At 61.6% G+C, this 18,762-nt stretch carries 17 protein-coding genes; 13 read left to right on the top strand and 4 right to left on the bottom strand.

All coding sequences use genetic code 11. The annotated features are described in order from the left end of the window. Positions 1 to 84: 84 nt before the first annotated feature. Positions 85 to 1,332: a glycine C-acetyltransferase gene (kbl, locus tag LJY25_RS20425; protein ID WP_227610323.1), complete on the top strand. Its 1,248-nt coding sequence runs from the start codon at positions 85 to 87 to the stop codon at positions 1,330 to 1,332. Positions 1,333 to 1,457: 125 nt separating this feature from the next. On the opposite strand, the gene cdaA is transcribed toward kbl, so the two are convergent. Together cdaA and folP are read right to left on the bottom strand one after the other, a co-directional pair. Continuing rightward, a complete protein-coding gene (cdaA, locus tag LJY25_RS20420) occupies positions 1,458 to 2,303 on the bottom strand; it encodes a diadenylate cyclase CdaA (protein WP_227610322.1) in 846 nt (281 codons plus the stop codon). Beyond that, complete coding sequence (gene folP, locus LJY25_RS20415; protein WP_227610321.1) at positions 2,300 to 3,175, bottom strand: dihydropteroate synthase; 876 nt, start codon at positions 3,173 to 3,175, stop codon at positions 2,300 to 2,302. The genes cdaA and folP overlap by 4 nt, the downstream gene beginning before the upstream one ends. A 249-nt stretch (positions 3,176 to 3,424) precedes the next feature. On the opposite strand from folP, the gene LJY25_RS20410 reads away from it, so the two are divergent. From LJY25_RS20410 to LJY25_RS20390, 5 genes are all read left to right on the top strand, one after another. Next, entirely contained in the window at positions 3,425 to 4,003 is a 579-nt protein-coding gene (locus tag LJY25_RS20410) for a DUF1599 domain-containing protein (protein ID WP_227610320.1), read from the top strand. Between the two features lie 7 nt (positions 4,004 to 4,010). Beyond that, positions 4,011 to 5,111 (top strand): BT_3928 family protein, encoded by a 1,101-nt coding sequence (locus LJY25_RS20405; RefSeq protein ID WP_227610319.1) that lies wholly within the window; start codon positions 4,011 to 4,013, stop codon positions 5,109 to 5,111. A gap of 136 nt (positions 5,112 to 5,247) precedes the next feature. Next, on the top strand, positions 5,248 to 6,303 hold the full coding sequence (locus tag LJY25_RS20400; protein WP_227610318.1) for an ABC transporter permease: 1,056 nt from the start codon (positions 5,248 to 5,250) through the stop codon (positions 6,301 to 6,303). Between the two features lie 64 nt (positions 6,304 to 6,367). Then, on the top strand, positions 6,368 to 6,886 hold the full coding sequence (locus LJY25_RS20395) for a shikimate kinase (RefSeq protein WP_227610317.1): 519 nt from the start codon (positions 6,368 to 6,370) through the stop codon (positions 6,884 to 6,886). Between the two features lie 76 nt (positions 6,887 to 6,962). Next, positions 6,963 to 7,637, top strand: coding sequence for a sterol desaturase family protein (locus tag LJY25_RS20390; protein ID WP_227610316.1), 675 nt, complete (start codon positions 6,963 to 6,965; stop codon positions 7,635 to 7,637). 92 nt (positions 7,638 to 7,729) lie between these two features. Here the strand turns inward: LJY25_RS20390 and LJY25_RS20385 are convergent, their stop codons facing one another. Beyond that, positions 7,730 to 7,903, bottom strand: coding sequence for a hypothetical protein (locus LJY25_RS20385; protein WP_227610315.1), 174 nt, complete (start codon positions 7,901 to 7,903; stop codon positions 7,730 to 7,732). Between the two features lie 513 nt (positions 7,904 to 8,416). Here LJY25_RS20385 and LJY25_RS20380 point away from each other — a divergent pair. Continuing rightward, entirely contained in the window at positions 8,417 to 10,072 is a 1,656-nt protein-coding gene (locus LJY25_RS20380) for a glycoside hydrolase family 28 protein (RefSeq protein ID WP_227610314.1), read from the top strand. A gap of 101 nt (positions 10,073 to 10,173) precedes the next feature. Continuing rightward, positions 10,174 to 12,018, top strand: a complete 1,845-nt coding sequence (locus LJY25_RS20375) for a glycoside hydrolase family 88 protein (protein WP_227610389.1) — start codon at positions 10,174 to 10,176, stop codon at positions 12,016 to 12,018. Between the two features lie 284 nt (positions 12,019 to 12,302). On the opposite strand, the gene LJY25_RS20370 is transcribed toward LJY25_RS20375, so the two are convergent. After that, positions 12,303 to 13,334 (bottom strand): LacI family DNA-binding transcriptional regulator, encoded by a 1,032-nt coding sequence (locus LJY25_RS20370; RefSeq protein WP_227610313.1) that lies wholly within the window; start codon positions 13,332 to 13,334, stop codon positions 12,303 to 12,305. A gap of 277 nt (positions 13,335 to 13,611) precedes the next feature. Between LJY25_RS20370 and kduD the strand changes: the two genes are divergently transcribed. The 5 genes from kduD to LJY25_RS20345 form a co-directional block, all read left to right on the top strand. Next, positions 13,612 to 14,382, top strand: coding sequence for a 2-dehydro-3-deoxy-D-gluconate 5-dehydrogenase KduD (gene kduD, locus LJY25_RS20365; protein ID WP_227610312.1), 771 nt, complete (start codon positions 13,612 to 13,614; stop codon positions 14,380 to 14,382). A gap of 86 nt (positions 14,383 to 14,468) precedes the next feature. Next, on the top strand, positions 14,469 to 15,299 hold the full coding sequence (gene kduI, locus LJY25_RS20360; protein ID WP_227610311.1) for a 5-dehydro-4-deoxy-D-glucuronate isomerase: 831 nt from the start codon (positions 14,469 to 14,471) through the stop codon (positions 15,297 to 15,299). A 99-nt stretch (positions 15,300 to 15,398) separates the two neighbouring features. Then, on the top strand, positions 15,399 to 16,925 hold the full coding sequence (locus LJY25_RS20355; protein WP_227610310.1) for a tagaturonate reductase: 1,527 nt from the start codon (positions 15,399 to 15,401) through the stop codon (positions 16,923 to 16,925). Continuing rightward, positions 16,922 to 18,574, top strand: a complete 1,653-nt coding sequence (locus LJY25_RS20350) for a UxaA family hydrolase (protein WP_227610309.1) — start codon at positions 16,922 to 16,924, stop codon at positions 18,572 to 18,574. The genes LJY25_RS20355 and LJY25_RS20350 overlap by 4 nt, the downstream gene beginning before the upstream one ends. 84 nt (positions 18,575 to 18,658) lie before the next feature. Then, a partial coding sequence (locus tag LJY25_RS20345) for a glucuronate isomerase (RefSeq protein ID WP_227610388.1) occupies positions 18,659 to 18,762 on the top strand: 104 nt, incomplete at its 3' end.

The raw sequence follows: 18,762 nt of genomic DNA, 5'->3' as shown, positions 1-18,762 counted from the left end.
GTGCTGCTGGTCCGCGCCGACAATATCTTTTGGGGACCGTACCTTGTAGCTCTACTCATTTCCCGGCCCCTCATCTTTCCCGCTATGTACACCACCCTTCAGCCTGACCTGGAAAAACAGCTTCAGGAAATCAAAGACAATGGCCTGTTCAAGAAAGAGCGGGTAATTACCTCGCCCCAGGGCGCCGAAATCGAAACCTCGGAGGCCGGGGAGGTGCTGAACTTCTGCGCCAACAACTACCTGGGTCTCTCGTCCCACCCCGAGGTGATCAAAGCAGCTAAGAACGCCATCGATACCCACGGCTATGGCATGTCGAGCGTGCGCTTTATCTGCGGCACCCAGGACATTCACAAAGAGCTGGAGCGCAAACTGGCCGAGTTTCTGGGCACCGAGGACACTATCCTCTATGCTGCTGCCTTCGATGCCAACGGCGGCGTGTTCGAGCCCTTGTTCAACGAGCAGGACGCCATCATCTCCGACGCGCTTAACCACGCCTCCATCATCGACGGCGTGCGCCTGTGCAAGGCCCAGCGCTACCGCTACAACCACAACGACATGGCCGACCTGGAGCAGCAGCTGCAGGACGCCCAGGCCAAGGGCACCCGCCACCGCATCATCGTGACGGACGGCTCATTCTCCATGGATGGCACCATCGCCCAGCTCGACAAGATCTGCGACCTGGCCGAGCAGTACGCGGCGCTGGTCATGATTGACGAGTGCCACTCGATGGGCTTCCTGGGCAAAACCGGCCGGGGCACCCACGAATACCGGAACGTGATGGGCCGGGTCGACATCATCACCGGCACCCTGGGCAAGGCCCTGGGTGGCGCCATGGGCGGCTTTACGTCGGGCCGCAAGGAAATCATTGAGATGCTGCGGCAGCGCAGCCGCCCTTACCTGTTCTCCAACACCCTGGCCCCGGCCATCGTGGGCGCCTCCATCCGCGTGCTCGACCTGCTGACCGAAAGCACGAAGCTGCGCGACCAGCTTGAGGAAAACACCAAGTACTTCCGGGAAAAGATGACCGACGCCGGCTTCGACATCAAGCCCGGGGAGCACCCCATCGTGCCTGTAATGCTCTACGACGCGCGCCTGGCCCAGGAGTTTGCCGCCAGGATGCTCGACAAAGGCATTTACGTAGTGGGTTTCTACTTCCCCGTGGTTCCCAAAGGTCAGGCCCGCATCCGGGTGCAGCTTTCCGCGGCCCACACCCGCGCCCACCTCGACAAGGCCATCAAGGCGTTTATCGAAGTCGGCCGGGAACTGGGCACGCTCAAGGACCGCTCGGCCCAGCAGCCCGAAGCCGGGCAGGTCGTGACGAATACCCCGTAGGTTTGAGCTGGAAGAATTTAGCGTCAAAAAGCCCCGGCGGACCTGATCCGCCGGGGCTTTTGCGTTGGTTAGAACGTCTTGCCGAGCGGACTATCTTGCCTGCTGTTGATGACTGCCCGCCCTGGTTAAGCTGCCACGATGCTCTCCGCGGAGGTGGCCGACGAGGCCGGCGCCGCCGTGCGGATTGTGTCGGACAGCATCTCGTTGAGCCGGGTCCGCAGGTCCGACGACGACAGGTTGCGGAAAACCTCGCCGCCCCGAACCAGGGAAATCTGCCCGGTTTCCTCGCTTACCACCAGCACCACCGCGTCGGTGACTTCGGTGAGGCCGATGGCGGCGCGGTGACGCAGGCCAAGCGAGGCCGGCACGTCGGGGTTTTCGCTTACGGGCAGAATGCAGCGGGCGGCCTTGATGCGGTTGTCGACGATGATAACGGCACCGTCGTGCAGGGGGCTGGTTTTATTGAAGATGGACATCAGCAGCCGCTTGCTGACGACGGCGTCAATCAGGTCGCCGGACTCGGCATAAAAGCTCAGGTCGGTGCTTTGGGCAAAGGCAATGAGAGCCCCGGTATTCTTGCCGGCCAGGCTTTTCGCCGCTTCCACGAAGGGCGTGACGCTCAGCCGGGAAGCCGGGGCTTCGCGCCGCCAGTTGAACACCCGCATCCGGTCGAAGGCCGTGGCTTTGCCGATGGTAAGCAGAAAGCGACGGATTTCCTGCTGAAACAAGATGATGCTGGCCAGCACGCCCACGCTCATGAACTGCCCCAGGATGGTGGTCAGCAGCTCCATGCCGGCAGCCTTTACCACCAGGTAGAGCAGGTACACCGACATCAGCCCCAAAAAAATCTTCAGCGCTACGCTGCCCGTCAGCAGCTTATAGAGCTGATAGAAGAGCACCGTGACCAGCACGACGTCTATCACATCGATCCAGCCGATGCGCAGGAAGCCGATGGAGAAGAAGCCGGTCACGGAGAAGGAGCTGAAAAGGGTGGATGCACCAGCCGGATGGTCTGCACGGCTTCGGCAACGTCGTGTACGCGCAAAATTGCGGCCCCGTTGAGCAGCGCCATCGTATTGACGGCCACCGTGCCGGTCAGGGCGGCGTCCGGAGTCAGGCCCAGGGGCTTGTACACCATCGACTTCCGGGACAGGCCGGCCAGGATGGGCAAGCCCAGCACCCGGAGCTCGGGCAGGCGCCGTAGCAGCTCGTGGCTCTGGGCTGCGGTTTTAGCAAAGCCGAAGCCCGGGTCCAGCACCACGTCGACCACGCCCGCGGCCCGCAGCAACGCCAGCTTGTCGCGGAAGTAGCGCACTAGCTCCAGCACGATGTCGTCGGCGTAGTCGGTGTGCTTGGTCATGTTCTGGGGCGTGCCGCGCATGTGCATCAGCACGTAGGGCACCCGCAGCCGGCCCACGGTGGCGAACATAGACTCGTCCAGGGTGCCCCCGCTAATGTCGTTAACCAGGTCGGCACCGGCGGCTACGGCCTCGGCAGCAACGGTAGCCCGGAAGGTGTCGGCGGAAAGAAAGGCATGCGGAAAGGCGCGGCGCACGGCTTCCACGGCCGGCAGCAGGCGGCGCTTTTCCTCGTCTTCGCTGATGTGCTCGGCGCCCGGACGAGACGAGTAGGCCCCTAGGTCGAGGAGGGCGGCCCCGGCGGTGAGCATGGCTTCGGCCCGGCGCAGCAGCTCGTCAGCAGTGCCGATGCGGCTGCCCGCGAAAAAGGAATCGGGGGTCAGGTTAAGGATGCCCATGACCTGCGGCCGGCGCAGATCCAGGACGCGGCCACCTGGACAAAGCAGGGTTTGCGTCGGGAAAAAGCACGTATCTTGCGTTTTCATGGGGCCTGAATTATAGAGGTCTTGGATTTTGGATAACCCAACGGCTTCGGTGTTAGATTTACCGGCTCAGCTCGTCCTTGCCGCTCGTGCGCCTGGAAGGACAAAGAAACAGGGTGGTAGTTGCCAGTCGTTTTTTTGTCGTCTTATGATTTTAAAATTTAAGCTCCCGGAAACCCACTCTTCCGGAATCTAAAATCCAAGACCCCAACTATCCAGGACCCCAAGCCCCAACAAAATAGCCTCAAAATCTTGCGAAACCAAACCCAGCACGAATACGACCACATCCTGGGCCAGTGCCGGCAGCTGTTTCTGGCCAAAACCCACGACTACGGCACGGCCTGGCGCATCCTGCGGCTGCCGTCCGTTACCGACCAGATCTACATCAAGGCCCAGCGCATCCGCTCGATTCAGGAAAAAGGCCGGCAGCTCGTCGCCGATGGCGTGGACGAGGAGTTTGTGGCCATCATCAACTACTGCGTGATTGCGCTGATGCAGGCCCGCCTGCCCGCCAATACGCCCCTGGAGCTGCCCGCCGAGGAGGTAGCCGCCGCCTACGACGCCGAAGTGGCCGCCAACCGGGAGCTGCTGTTTGCGAAAAACCACGACTACGGCGAAGCCTGGCGGCAGATGCGGGTCGAAAGCATTACCGACATCATCCTGATGAAGCTGCACCGCACCAAGCAGATCGAAGACCTGGGCGGACAAACCACCGTGTCGGAAGGCGTGGAGGCCAACTACCGCGACATGCTCAACTACGCGGTGTTTGCCCTGATAAAGCGCGGCGCCGCGCAGACCATGCCGCAACCTGATTCTGAATCCGCTGTTTAAAGGCCGTATGAGAACCTTCACCCGCATCTGCTGGGCCCTGCTGGGCATCGTCTTTATCTTTTCCGGGCTGGTCAAGCTCAACGACCCCATCGGCACGGCGCTCAAGCTGGAAGAGTATTTCGAGGTCTTCTCCCAGGACTTCGGCTCGTTCTTCATGGTTTTCCACAGCAGCGCCCGCCTGATTTCCATCCTGCTCAGCTCCCTGGAGGTGATTCTGGGGGTGGCTTTGCTGCTGCGCTGGCACCTGCGCAAGACGCTCTGGACCCTGCTGGCCCTGCTCGTGTTTTTTGCCTTCCTCACGTTCTACTCGGCCTTCTTCAACAAGGTCACCGACTGCGGATGCTTCGGCGACTTTATCAAGCTCACGCCCTGGCAGTCGTTCAGCAAAGACCTGGTGCTGCTGGGTTTGTGGCTGGTCGTATTCCTGAATCAGCGCTACCTGCGCCGGGTGTTTGCCAAGGGCACGCTGGGCGTGATGTACATGACCGTGGCTACCGCCGTGGCCATTGGCATCGGGGTGTACGCCCTGGGCCACCTGCCGTACTTCGACTTCCTGCCCTACAAGGTCGGCAACGACATCGGCAAGCTGATGAAGCCGGTCGCCCCGCTGCGGTTCAAGTACGTGATGGAAAAGAACGGGGAAAGCAAGGAGTTCACCGAGTACCCCACCGACACCACCTGGAAGTACAAGCAGATGGTGGCCCTGAATCCCGAGGACGGCCCCAAAATCACCGATTTCCGGATCTGGAACGACACGGGGGACTTCACCCAGGAAATCCTGAAGGGCAACCGCCTCGTGCTCATCGTGCAGAACACCGACAAAACCGACCGGGACCGGTTCGACAAAATCAACGCCCTGTTCCAGTCGGCCGACTCGTCGCGCAAAAAGATTACCCCGGTAGTCGTGACCAGCAGCAGCCCCAATGAGTTTGATGCGTTCCGGCACGAGGTCAACCTGTCGGCCCCGTTCTACTACGCCGATGCCACGGTGCTCAAGTCCATGATTCGCTCCAACCCGGGCTTTATCCTGCTCAAAGACGGCGTGGTGAAAGGCAAGTTCCATTACCACGACATTCCCGACCGCGCCAAGCTGGAGGAGTTATTATAGGTCTCAGGGACTTAGGGCTTAGGTCTTAGTCGTCCAACCTAGCCTGCACGGCCGGATTTGTCCGATTACCTTGCTAACCTGTCGTTCAGAACGAAGCCTAAGCCCTAAGTCCCGAAGATCCTAAGAACTAAAACCCATGCTTTCTTTTCTGCTGCGCCGCCTGCTGCAGGGTGTGCTGGTGCTGATGGGGGTGGCCCTCACGGTATTCTTTCTGTTCAACGTGCTGCCCGGCGACCCAGTGGCGCTGCTGGCCGGTCAACGCTCCGACCTGGCTACCCGCGCCGCCATTGCCGCCGACCTGGGCCTCGACCAGCCCCTGCCCGTGCAGCTGGCCAGCTACCTGAACGACGTGTCGCCCCTGGGTCTGCACGCCCGCGACTCGGCCGGAACGGCCAAGTACGGCGGCCTCACGGTGCTGCCGCTGGGCGAAAAGGCCCTGGTGCTGAAGACGCCCTATCTGCGCCGCTCGTTTCAAAGCAACAAGGACGTGCTCAGCATCCTGATGGACCATTTCACCGGCACGCTGTGGCTGGCACTGGCCGCTATGCTGCTGGCCGCTACCCTCGGCATTCTGTTCGGCATCGTGGCGGCCCTGAAGCCTCATTCCTGGCTTGACCGCACCCTGATTACGACCTCCGTGCTGGGTATTTCGGTACCGTCGTTCGTGGCCGGCATCCTCATTGCCATGACGTTTGGCTTCTACTGGAGCCGGTGGACCGGCCTGAACCTGACCGGGCAGCTGTTTGAAACCGACCCGTTCAGCGGCCGCCACCTGGTGCTGCGCAACCTGCTGCTGCCGGCTTTTGCCCTCGGCATCCGTCCCCTGGCCGTCATCACCCAGCTTACCCGCAGCTCCATGCTCGACGTGCTCAGCCAGGACTACATCCGCACGGCTAGGGCCAAGGGGCTGTCGGGCTACCGCACGGTAGTGGGGCACGCGCTGAAAAACGCGCTAAACCCGGTTATTACGGCGGTATCGGGCTGGCTGGCGTCGCTGATGGCCGGCGCCTTCTTTATCGAGTACATCTTCAATTGGAAGGGCCTGGGCACCGTCACGCTCAAGGCCGTGGAAAACCTCGACTTTCCGGTCGTGATGGGCGCCACTATCTTTATTGCCTTTCTGTTTGTGCTGGTCAACATCGTCGTGGACGTACTTTACGCCATGCTGGACCCGCGGGTGAAGTTGGGCTAACAGCAGATCCGACCGCCACTCAGCGCCACTGGGGGCCATTTTCAGCTTATCCGCTCCTGATCCTATGACAACCGGCCGCCTGTTTTTAATCGGAATGCCCGGGGCCGGCAAAACCACGCTCGGCCGGGACCTGGCGGCGCACCTGGGCTGGCCTTTCCGCGACCTTGACGAGGAGATTATCCGGGAGGAAGGCCGGACGGTAGCCGCTATTTTTGCCGAGGAGGGAGAGGCTTACTTCCGGCAGCGGGAAGCCGACGTGCTACGCCGGCTGGTTGCCGAACTGCCCGATCTGGTGCTGGCTACCGGCGGTGGCACTCCCTGCTTTCATCAGAACCTGGAGGTGCTGCTGCGCGAGGGCACGGCGTTATACCTGGAGGTACCGGTGGCGGAGCTAACCCGGCGGGTTAGCCTGAGCGCGGGCAGCCGGCCGTTACTGAATGCCGCCAACCCGGAAGACCGGCTCCGTGAAACCTTCGCTGCCCGGCGGCAGTTTTATGAGCGGGCTCCCCTGCGGTGCTCCTTCCCCGTATGCAGCGTTGAAGCAGTCGAGAGGCTGTTGTTACGCTACCGGACCACCGGCTAACCATTGGGCGGCAGGTCTTTTGGTACAGGGTTTGCGCGCTTGTACCTACTTTTGTTTCTGACCAGACGTCCTTTGCATGAATCCAGTCTCCACTGCCCCTTCGCCTTCCGCCCCCACCAGCCCTTCGCCCAGTGTAGCGCCCGTGAAGCCTAAGCACAAAGGGTCGGCCCAGCTTTTTCAGAACCCGGTGCTGGAGCGGCTCACGCATACCCACATTGCCCTCCCGGTTTCCATCTTCCTGCTGACGGCCGTCATCAGCCTGTACTACGGGCTTACCCGGGGCTTTATCGTTGGCTTTTCGGCCTTTGGGCTGTTCGTGGGCGGGCTCCTGCTGTTCACGCTGGCCGAGTACCTGGCTCACCGCTACATCTACCACATTGCCCCCACCACGCCGGCCCGGGCTAAGTTTCAGTACACCATGCACGGCGTGCACCACGAATACCCGAAAGACAAAACCCGGCTGGCCATGCCGCCTATCCTGACGGTTTTCGTTACGTCCGTGCTGTTCTTCATCTTCCGCTTCACCTTTGGGCACGCCGCTTTCGGGGTGCTGGCCGGCTTTGTATTCGGCTACGCCATCTACCTGTTCGTGCATTACATCATGCACATGTACGCCCCGCCCAAAAACTTCCTGAAGCTGCTCTGGCACCACCATGCCATGCACCACTACAGCCAGGAAGGAGCCGCTTACGGCGTGTCGAGCACCATCTGGGACCACGTATTTGGCACAATGCCCCGCCGTCGGGCTTAACCGGTACATTCCGCTACAGTCAATAAAAAAGGCCCTGCTTGCAGGGCCTTTTTTATTGACTGACCAGCAGCCACAGAAGGATTCACGAGGGACTAGCGGCGCATCTTGCGCACCAGGAAGTAGAGTAGGAGCACCAGCACGAACACGCCGATCAAGGCCGTATAAGCTCCTGCTTTGAAAATGCCGCCCACGACGTCGCAGCTGCTGACGCTGAACGTGAGGAGAATCAGAAGGAAGGGCAGCAGGTACAGACGAAGATTTTTCATGGCTTTGAGAAAGAAGGGTAGGGTGCGGGCCGGCTACGCGGCCGGTTTTGCTGTTACTGCCGCCGGCTGCAAAAGGTTGAGCTAAGTGCCCGCAGAAGGGTTGTTCAGGCCAGCTGGCAGGTAAGCCCCGGCGTAAGTAGGGTGGGTCAGCTGTGGGCTTCAGCAGGAATAGTACAATTGAATGCCGGGCCCTTTTATCTGGACCCGGCGGAGCCGTTCAGCTCCCGGTTGCCGGCAGCGTATATCGGAAGAAGTTAAAAACGATTAATAGTGGGGTTTGACATCGTTCCCGGTAACGTTTGCATAGAAAAACGGGCAGAATTGGCCGGAATTACGGAGCTTACTAGTGGTTTAACCCAAGTCAGCAGGCATGTTGCCCAAGGCCGGAATCCCGTGAAAATCAAATTCCCTACGTTTCGTAGCAAGGAAAGTGAGCTTCCCGGAAAGCTGGCCGCGGTTTTGCCCTGACCTCCGCTCATTCGTCCCACCCGACGCCGCTTCCTTCCTTTGCTTATGAAACGATTTGCTTCCCTGGCCGGCCTGACCCTCGGGGCCCTGCTCACCCAGCTGCCGGCCCTGGCCGCCGCCCCGGCCCTGCCGGTGGTGAAAACCCCCTCGTTCCGGAAAGACACGATTTCCATCGTCAAGTTCGGGGCCGTGGCCGACGGCCTAACCAAAAACACCACCGCCATTCAGCAGGCCATCGACGCCAGCAGCAAAGCCGGCGGGGGCGTGGTGCTGGTGCCCCGCGGCCACTGGCTGACCGGCCCCATCGAGATGCGCTCCAACGTGAACCTGCACGTGACCAAGGGTGCCTTCGTGCAGTTCACCAGGAACTTTGCCGACTACCACCTGATCAAAACCAGCTGGGAAGGCGTGGCGGCTGTGCGCAACCAGGCCCTGATCTACGGTAAGGACCTCCAGAACATTGCCATCACCGGTCCGGGCGTATTCGACGGCAACGGTGCCGCCTGGCGGCCGGTCAAGAAAAGCAAGCTCACCGAAACCCAGTGGAAGCGCCTGATCGAAACCGGCGTTACCAACGAGAAGAAAGACACCTGGTATCCCTCGGCCCAGGCCCTGAAAGGCTCCACTATTCCGGAGGCATTTTACCTCAAGCCGGGTCAGGATACCAAGGACTTCGAGCACATCAAGGACTTCCTGCGGCCCGATATGCTGGTTCTGGACCACTGCCAGCGCCTGCTGCTGGAAGGCCCGACCTTCCAGAACTCCCCCGCCTGGAGCCTGCACCCGCTGATGAGCGAGGATATCACCGTGCGCAACGTGACGGTGCTCAACCCCGAGTACGGGCAGAATACCGACGCCCTGGACCTGGAGTCCTGCAAGAACGGCATCGTGGAAGGCTGCACGTTTGACGTGGGCGACGACGCCATCTGCATCAAGAGCGGCCGCGACGAGCAGGGCCGCAAGCGGGGCATGCCCACCGAGAACTTCATCATCCGCGACAGCAAGGTGTACCACGGCCACGGCGGCTTTGTCATTGGCTCGGAAATGTCGGGCGGGGCCCGCAACATCTACGTTTCCAACGTCTCCTTTATGGGCACCGACGTGGGCCTGCGCTTCAAGGCGGCCCGGGGCCGGGGCGGCGTGGTCGAGAACATCTTCATCGACAACATCACCATGAAGGACATCGTGGGCCAGGCCATTATCTTCGACCTGTACTACATGGCCAAGGACCCCGTGCCGCTGGCCGGCGAGTCGACGGCCCCGCCCGTCATCAGGGCTGAGCCCAAGAACGAGGGCACGCCCCAGTTCCGCAGCATCAGCATCAAGAACGTGACCTGCGACGGCGCCGAAACGGCCATCATGCTGCGCGGCCTGCCCGAGATGCCCGTGAAGGACATCACCATCGAAAACGCCGTGCTGCAAAGCAAGAAAGGCCTCGTGTGCATCGAAGCCGACGGCATCCGCCTCAAGAACGTGACCCTGCTCAGCCAGGAAACCATGCCGGTTATGGAAGTGCAGAACAGCCAGAACATCACCCTCGACGGCATCAAGTACACGCCCGGCGCTACGCTGCTGATGCGCGTGACCGGCGACCGGGCCAAGGACGTGAAGCTGAGCAACACCGACACCAAAGCCGCCAAGAAGGACGTCGAGTTTGGCGACAAAGTCTCGAAGAAAACCGTAACCATTTCCCAGCGCTAAGAGCCGTGAAGAAAATCCTCCGACTGCTGCTGGGCCTGGTGCTGCTGGCTCCGGCCACCCAGGCCCAGACCGCCCCGCCGGCCCGCCCTCTGTCGCAGCGCATGGCCGATGCCTTTATCAGCTGGCATCCCGACTCCATCCTGATCGGCAACCGCAAAACCGCCCGCTGGGACTACGAGCAGGGCCTGATGCTGAAAGCCCTGGAGCGGGTGTGGCAGCGCACCGGCGACGCCAAGTACTACACCTACATCCAGCAGGACCTCGACCAGTTCGTGCGGCCCGACGGCACTATCCGAACCTACAAGATCGAGGACTACAACCTCGACAACCTCACGACCGGCCATTCCCTGCTGCTGATGAGTCAGCTTTCGTTGGGCAGCGCCAATGCCCAGCAGAAGTACGTAAAGGCCGCCCAACTTCTGCGCAAGCAGCTCGAAGGGCAGCCCCGTACCAAGGCCGGGGGCTTCTGGCACAAGAAGGTGTACCCGAACCAGATGTGGCTCGACGGCCTGTACATGGCCGAGCCCTTCTATGCTGAGTACAGCGCCGTGATGAACCAGCCCGCCGGCTTCGACGACATTGCCAAGCAGTTCGCGCTGATTGAGAAAAACCTCGTTGATCCGAAAACGGGGCTGATGTACCACGGCTATGACGAAAGCCGGGAGCAGCAGTGGGCCAACAAAACCACCGGCCAGAGCCCCAACTTCTGGGACCGGGGCATGGGCTGGTACGCCATGGCGCTGGTCGATGTGCTCGACTATTTCCCGCAGAATCATCCTGAGCGCAAGAACCTGATCAAGTACGTGCAGCGCCTGGCGCCCGTGCTGGCCAAGTACCAGGACGCCAAAACCGGCAACTGGTTTCTGGTAGTTGACCAGGCCAGCCGCAAGGGCAACTACGCCGAGGCGTCGGGGTCCAGCATGTTCGTGTACTTCCTCCAGAAGGGCGTCCGCATGGGCTACCTCGACCAGAAATACGCCGCCACCGCCCGCAAAGGCTACGACGGCCTGGTAAAGAGCTTCGTGGAAACCAAGCCCGACGGCGCCCTGGCCTTTAATGGGACCGTGAGCGTAGGCGGCCTGGGCGGCAAGCCCTACCGCGACGGCAGCTTCGAGTACTACCTGACCGAGCCTCTGCGGGTAAACGACCTGAAAGGGGTAGGCCCCTTCATCATGGCCAGCCTGGAAATGGAAATTGCCGCCGGGCAGCTGCCGGGCAAAGCAAAAACCGTGGGCCTCGACTACTACTTCAACCACGAGCTGCGCAAAAACAGCATCACGGGGCAGGAAGAGCAGTGGCACTACACCTGGGAAGACCGCACCCACGGCGGCTTCTGGCTGTGGGGCACCCAGTTCCGCGACCTGGGTGCCAAAACGGTAGCCGTACCCACCGCGCCCACCAAAGCTTCGCTGAAGGGAATCGACGTGCTCATCATCGTGGATCCGGACACCAAAAAGGAAACCCCGAAGCCCAACTACGTGCAGGCCGCCGACATCAAGGCGCTGACGGAGTGGGTAAAGGATGGCGGGGTGCTGATGCTGATGGCCAACGACACCTCGAACTGCGAGATTCCGCGCTTCAACGAGCTGGCCAAGGCCTTCGGTCTGCAGTACCAGAGCGTGAACCTGAACATGGTGAAGGGCAGTCAGTTCGAGCAGGGCCGGGTGGCGCTGCCCGTCGGTAATGAGGTGTTCAAAACCGCGAAAGCCGCTTACATCAAGGAGCTGGCCCCGCTTACCCTGAAAGCCCCGGCCAAAGCTGTGGTTTCGCAGGGACAAAACGTAATCATGGCTTCGGCGAAATTCGGCAAGGGCACCGTGTTTGCGGTGGGCGACCCGTGGCTGTACAACGAGTACACCGACGGCCGCAAGATTCCGGCGGAGTACGAGAATTTTCAGGCCGGAAAAGAGCTGGCGACCTGGCTGCTGCAACAGGCAGGACGCTAATCAGTAGTGCAAACCCGACCCCGGTCTTAGGGTGAGGATGGTCCGCGCGATGTGCTTGGTTTGGGCACTGCGGACCGGCCGGGGAAGGGTTTGCGCTACCCGTTTACGTGGCTGACCACCAAGACCTGCTCCGGCAGGGTGGGAAAAAGCTAAAACAGAAAATGCCGGGCTGCAACCCGGCATTTTCTGTTTCTGAGCGGAAGGAGAGGAAGAACGATGAGAGATGAAGGATAAGGGATGATAGAAAAATGAAATGGTCCTTTATCCCTTATCCTTCATCCGAACTACGGCAGGGTAGGGGAGCGGGTAGAGGAAGCACGTACCACCATTTTGGTTGGAATGCGCACCACGTCGGCGGGGCTGGCCTTGAGCTTGCGCTCAATGAGCTCAATCAGCCGCTCGGCAGCCATCTGCCCGATTTCCTGGGCGGGCTGCACCACGGTACTCATGGCGGGTGAAAGCAGCTCGGCTACGTTGGTGTTGGTAAAGCCAATCAGCGACACTTCCTCGGGAATAGCCAGGTTGCGCTGCTGCAACGCCGCCAGGCAGCCTAAAGCCAGCCGGTCACTGGCCGTGAAGAAGGCATCGGGCCGGGGTGAGAGGGCCATCAGGTCGTCGACCATGGCGCCGGCCTCGTCGGGGCCGAAGGTGCCGTAGCGGACCAGGTTTTCGTCGTAGGGAATGCCGTACTGCTCCAGGGCGGCCCGGTAGCCGGCCAGGCGCTCCTGGGTGATGGACAGATAAGGCGGAATGGTAAGGTGAGCAATGCGGCGGCGCCCGGTCTGAATCAGGTGAGAGGTGGCGGCAAAAGCGCCCCCGAAGTTGTCGGCTACAATCTGGGTGGTGCTTTCCATTTCGGCCGAAACCCGGTCGAACAGCACGATGGGCATACCCTGCTTCTGCAGCTCCTTAAGGTGGGTGACGTCGGACGTTTCGCTCGACATCGAAATCAGCAGCCCGTCGACGCGGCGCGACACGGCCTGCTGCATGTTGGCCACTTCCCGCTCGTAGGACTCGTGGGTCTGAAAGATAATGACGTGGTAGCCCCGGTTGTAGGCAATGGCCTCGATGCCGTTGATGGCCTGGGAAAAGTAGTAGTTGGCAATCTGGGGCACGATGACGCCGATGGCCCGGCTGCGGTTTTCCTTCAGGCTAAGCGCAATCGGGTTGGGCCGGTAGTTGAGCCGCTCGGCATACTCCATCACCAGCCGCTTGGTTTCGGGGTTGATTTCGTAGCTGCCCCGCAGCGCCCGCGAAACCGTTGACGTTGAGAGGTTCAGCGCCCGGGCAATATCCTTTATGGTAACGGTATCCAATGTGACGGGAGGTTAAAGTGCAATATAAGGCAGAGCGGGGAAAGCGGGTTTTGCAAGCCAATAGTAAGCGCATATTTCTGAATTCGGCGTATGAAGCCCCGCAAAATGTTGCCGGGGCGGCTTTTGGCAACGTTCCCGATAACGTTTGCGCGAATAAAAATTATGATATTCTTCCTTTTGGGGGAGCCAGGTTGTAATCTTATCAAAGGCAATTCTGCTTGCTGAGCAGCTTCAGCCCGGGATTTTTCTTGAAAAAAGTACACTAATACCCTCCCCTATGTCGCTTGCTCCCCTGTTCAGCTTAGCCGGTAAGATTGCCCTCGTCACGGGCTGCAACCGCGGTATCGGGCAAGCCATTGCCGTGGGACTGGCCGAGGCCGGCGCCGACATCATCGGCGTATCGGCCACGTTGGCGCTGAGCGGCAGCAAAACCGAGGAGCTGGTCCGCGCCACCGGCCGCGCCTTCTCCGCCTACCAGGCCGACTTCAGCCAGCGCGAGCAGGTCGATGCGTTTATCCGGCGCGTGCAGCAGGACTTTCCCCGCATCGACATCCTGATCAACAACGCCGGCACCATCCGCCGCCAGCCCGCCGCCGAGCACTCCGACGAGTTCTGGGACGAGGTGCTGACTATCAACCTGGACGCGCCCTTCCGCCTGGCCCGCGAAATCGGCCGCCAGATGCTAACCCAGGGCTCGGGCAAGATCATCTTCACGGCTTCCCTGCTTACGTTTCAGGGTGGCATCACCGTACCGGGCTACGCGGCCAGCAAGGGCGCCATCGGCTCTCTGGTGAAAGCCCTGGCCAACGAGTGGGCCAGCAAGGGCGTGAACGTGAACGCCATTGCCCCCGGCTACATCGCCACCGACAACACCGAGGCCCTGCGCAACGACCCCGACCGCAGCAGCAGCATCCTGGGCCGCATCCCGGCCGGGCGCTGGGGCCAGCCCGACGACTTCAAGGGCCCGGCCGTATTCCTGGCCTCCGAAGCCGGCAGCTACGTGCACGGCACCATCCTCACCGTCGACGGCGGCTGGATGGGCCGGTAAAGGTGAAGCAGGGCCCCGTTGAGCCGACATTTTGATCTGCTACCCTGCCGCTCTTCACGAATTCACAACCACACGACTTCACCTACATGGAACAACGATATGCCTGCAGCCCCCGCGAGACGGCGGCTATGAACTCCGAGCAGCTGCGGGAAAACTACCTGATTGAGCGCCTGTTCGTGGCCGGCGAAATCCGCCTGACTTACACGCACTACGACCGCATGATCGTGGGCGGCGCCGCCCCGGCTGCGGAGGCGCTGACCTTGCCCTGCCCCACCTCGCTGAAAGCCGACTACTTCCTGGAGCGCCGGGAGCTGGGCGTGCTCAACGTGGGCGGCGCGGGCCAGGTGGTAGCCGACGGCACGACTTACGAGCTCGGCAACCAGGACTGCCTGTACGTCGGTCAGGGCACTAAAACCGTGGAGTTCCGAAGCGTGGACGCCAACAGCCCGGCCCGGTTCTACCTGCTCTCGGCTCCGGCTCACCGCAACTATCCCACCACCCGGCGCACCCAGGCCGAGGCCACGCCGGTGGAGATGGGCACGATGGAAACGGCCAACGAGCGGACCATCTACAAGTACATCTACTCCGAGGGTATTCAGAGCTGTCAGCTCGTGATGGGCCTGACCCAGCTCAAGCCCGGCAACGTGTGGAACACCATGCCCAGCCACACCCATGACCGGCGCATGGAAGCCTACCTGTACTTCAACCTGCCTGAAAACCAGCGGGTGCTGCACATGATGGGCGAGCCCAATGAAACCCGCCCGCTGTGGGTGAGCAACGAGCAGGCTATCCTCTCGCCCCCGTGGTCGATTCACACCGGCTGCGGCACCGCCAACTACGCCTTTATCTGGGGCATGGCCGGCGAAAACAAGGAGTACACCGACATGGATGCCGTGGGTATCTACGAGCTGCGCTAGCAGCATTCAGCAGGAATAAGCGGCGGCTCAATGACTTCCCAGGAGCCGTCGGTCAAGCATGAGGGGGAGCAGGAAGCACGATTTTTCAAGGTTCATACGATGAGCTACTTATCCAAAGAGGTTGTAACCAAGTCAGCAAGCCCCGCCGTGTCGATGCCCGATGCCGCGCTGCTGGCCCTGCCCGAGAAGGTGCTGCAGTTCGGCACCGGCGTGCTGCTGCGCGGCCTGCCCGACTACCTGATCGACAAAGCCAACCGTCAGGGAGTCTTCAACGGCCGCATCGTGGTGGTAAAAAGTACCGACGGGGGCGACGCCACGGCATTCGACCGGCAGGACGGCCTCTACACGCTCTGCATCCGCGGGGTGGAAGACGGGCAGCCGGTCGAGGAAAACGTTGTATGCGCCGCTATCAGCCGGGTGCTGTCGGCCAAAAGCCAGTGGCAGCAGGTGCTCGACTTCGCCGCCAGCCCCGACCTGCAGGTGGTCGTTTCCAACACCACCGAAGTCGGCATTCAGCTCGTCAACGAGTCGATTGAGCTGACTCCGCCTCAGTCGTTTCCGGGCAAGCTGCTGGCCGTGCTCTACGCCCGCTTCCACGCCTTCGACGGCGACCAGACCAAGGGCCTCGTGATTGTGCCCACCGAGCTGCTGCCCGACAACGGCTCCAAGCTCGAGGCCATTGTGCTGGAGCTGGCCCACCGCAACAACCTCGGTGCGGCCTTTATCGACTGGCTCGAAGCCGCCAACCACTTCTGCAACTCCCTGGTCGACCGCATCGTGCCGGGCCGCCCCGACGCTGCCACCTACGCCAGCCTGCAAACCCAGCTTGGCTACACCGACGACCTGCTGACCGTGGCCGAGGCCTACCGCCTGTGGGCCATTGAGGGCGACGAGCACGTGCGCAAGGTGCTGAGCTTCCACCAGGCCGACCCCGGCATCTTTATTCAGCCCGACATCAACCTGTTCCGGGAGCTGAAGCTGCGTCTGCTCAACGGCACCCACACGCTCAGCTTTGCCCTGGCTTACCTGGCCGGCTGCGAGACCGTGCGCCAGGCCATGGAAAACGAGCAGCTGGCCGGCTTTATCGAGAATCTGATGCTGACCGATCTGCTGCCCGGCATTCCGTATCCGGTAGAGGAGGGAGTAGGACAGCGGTTCGGCGGGCAGGTGCTCGACCGGTTCCGCAACCCCTTCCTGGAGCACCGCTGGCTGGCCATCAGCATGCAGGCAACCATGAAGATGCAGATGCGCACCATTCCGACCCTGCTCCACTACTGCGAGCAGCACGGCACGGTGCCCCAGTACTTCGCCCTGGGCTTTGCCGCCTACCTGCGGTTCATGCGGGGCACTTCGCAGCCCGACGAAACGTTTCAGGGCGAGGTCGACGGCAAGGTTTACCTGATTCAGGACGACAAGGCTGGCTACTTCGCCGAGCTCTGGAGCCGCCTGAGCCCGGAGGAGCTGACCCAGACGGTGCTGCAGAATACGGCGCTGTGGGGCCACGACCTGACCCGCCTGCCGGGCTTTGCCGCGCAGGTCACGACCTGCCTGCAGCAGCTTCTTGACCAGGGCGCCCCGGCCACCCTAGCCGGAATTATCAACAAGAACGTTTCGCTGGTAAAATGAAACACTTAGTAGCCAAGATTCACCCCCAGGACAACGTCCTCGTTGCCCTGACCGACCTGCCCGCCGGCACGCCCGTGACCCACGACGGCGTGACGGTGACGACCACGGAGAAGATTCCGGCCAAGCACAAGCTGGCCCTGCAGTTTCTGGCTCCCGGCGACCCGGTGCACATGTATGGGGTGCTGGTCGGCAAGGCCCGCCTGCCCATCAGCGTGGGCGGCCTGCTCACCACGGCCAACATGCAGCACGCCACCGACTCGTACGACGAGCACAGCGAGCGGCGCGCCTCCTGGACCGCGCCCGACGTGACGCAGTGGAAAGAGCGAACCTTCATGGGCTACCACCGCTCCGACGGCAAAGTGGGCACCGCCAACTACTGGCTGGTGATTCCACTGGTGTTTTGCGAAAACCGCAACATCCAGGTGCTCGAAGAGGCCCTGGTAAATGACCTGGGCTACGCCCGCCGCAAAAGCTACCAGCCCCAGACCCAGGAGCTGCTTCAGCTGATGCAGGCCGGCAAGACCGTGGAAGAGATTCTGCAGACCGACCTGCACAGCTCCGAAACCAGCCAGCAGCGGCCCAAGCCTTTCCCCAACGTGGACGGCATCCGCTTCCTGAGCCACGAAGGCGGCTGCGGCGGTATTCGCCAGGACGCCCAGACCCTATGCGGCCTGCTCGCGGGCTACATCACCCACCCCAACGTGGCCGGCGCCACGGTGCTGAGCCTGGGCTGCCAGAACGCGCAGGTAAGCATGCTGCAGGACGAAATCAACAAGCGCAGCCCCAACTTCGACAAGCCCCTGTTTATCCTCGAGCAGCAGAAGATCGGGACCGAGGAAGCGCTGGTGAGCACGGCCCTGCGCCAGACGTTTGCCGGCCTGATGCTGGCCAACCAGCAGCAGCGTCAGCCCGCCCCCCTGAGCAAGCTGACCATCGGCCTGGAGTGCGGCGGCTCGGACGGCTTCTCCGGTATCTCGGCCAACCCGGCCCTGGGTCACGTGTCCGACATTATGGTGGCCCTCGGCGGCTCCGTGATTCTGGCTGAGTTCCCGGAGCTGTGCGGCGTGGAGCAGGAGCTGGTGGAACGCTCGGTAGACACCGCCACGGCGGAGCGGTTCAGCTCGCTGATGAAAGCTTACGGCGACAGCGCAGTGGCAGTAGGCTCGGGCTTCGACATGAATCCCTCGCCCGGCAACATCCGCGACGGTCTGATTACCGATGCCATGAAGTCGGCCGGCGCGGCCCGCAAAGGCGGCTCGTCGCCGGTAGTAGAGGTGCTCGACTACCCGGAGCCCGTTACCAAGCCCGGCCTGAACCTGCTCTGCACTCCCGGCAACGACGTGGAGTCGACGACGGCGGAGGTGGGTTCGGGCGCCAACGTGGTCTTGTTCACGACCGGCCTGGGCACGCCTACGGGCAACCCCATTGCTCCGGTGGTGAAGATTTCCAGCAACACAGCCCTGGCCCAGCGCATGCCCGACATCATTGACGTGAACACCGGCACTGTCATCGACGGGGAAGAAACCATTGAGCAGGCCGCCGAGCGGATTCTCGACTACGTGGTGCGTGTGGCCAGCGGCGAGGAAGTAGCCGCCGTCCGTCACGGTCAGACCGACTTTATTCCCTGGAAGCGGGGCGTTTCTCTCTAGTTGTCAGCTGCTCGTTGTCCGTTGTCAGGTCGTTCTAACGGCTAGCAACGGACCACTAACAACTAACAACGGACAACTATTCTTATGAAGCCCTTCCTCAACGAAGATTTCCTGTTGCAGAGCGAGACGGCGCGGGTGCTCTACCATGAGTACGCGTCGTCGATGCCGATTATCGACTACCACTGCCA

It is taken from the genome of Hymenobacter translucens (assembly GCF_020685205.1).
GTDB lineage: Bacteria > Bacteroidota > Bacteroidia > Cytophagales > Hymenobacteraceae > Hymenobacter > Hymenobacter translucens.
Note: the sequence above shows the minus strand (reverse complement) of the source record. Positions and strands in the feature narration are given on the sequence as shown.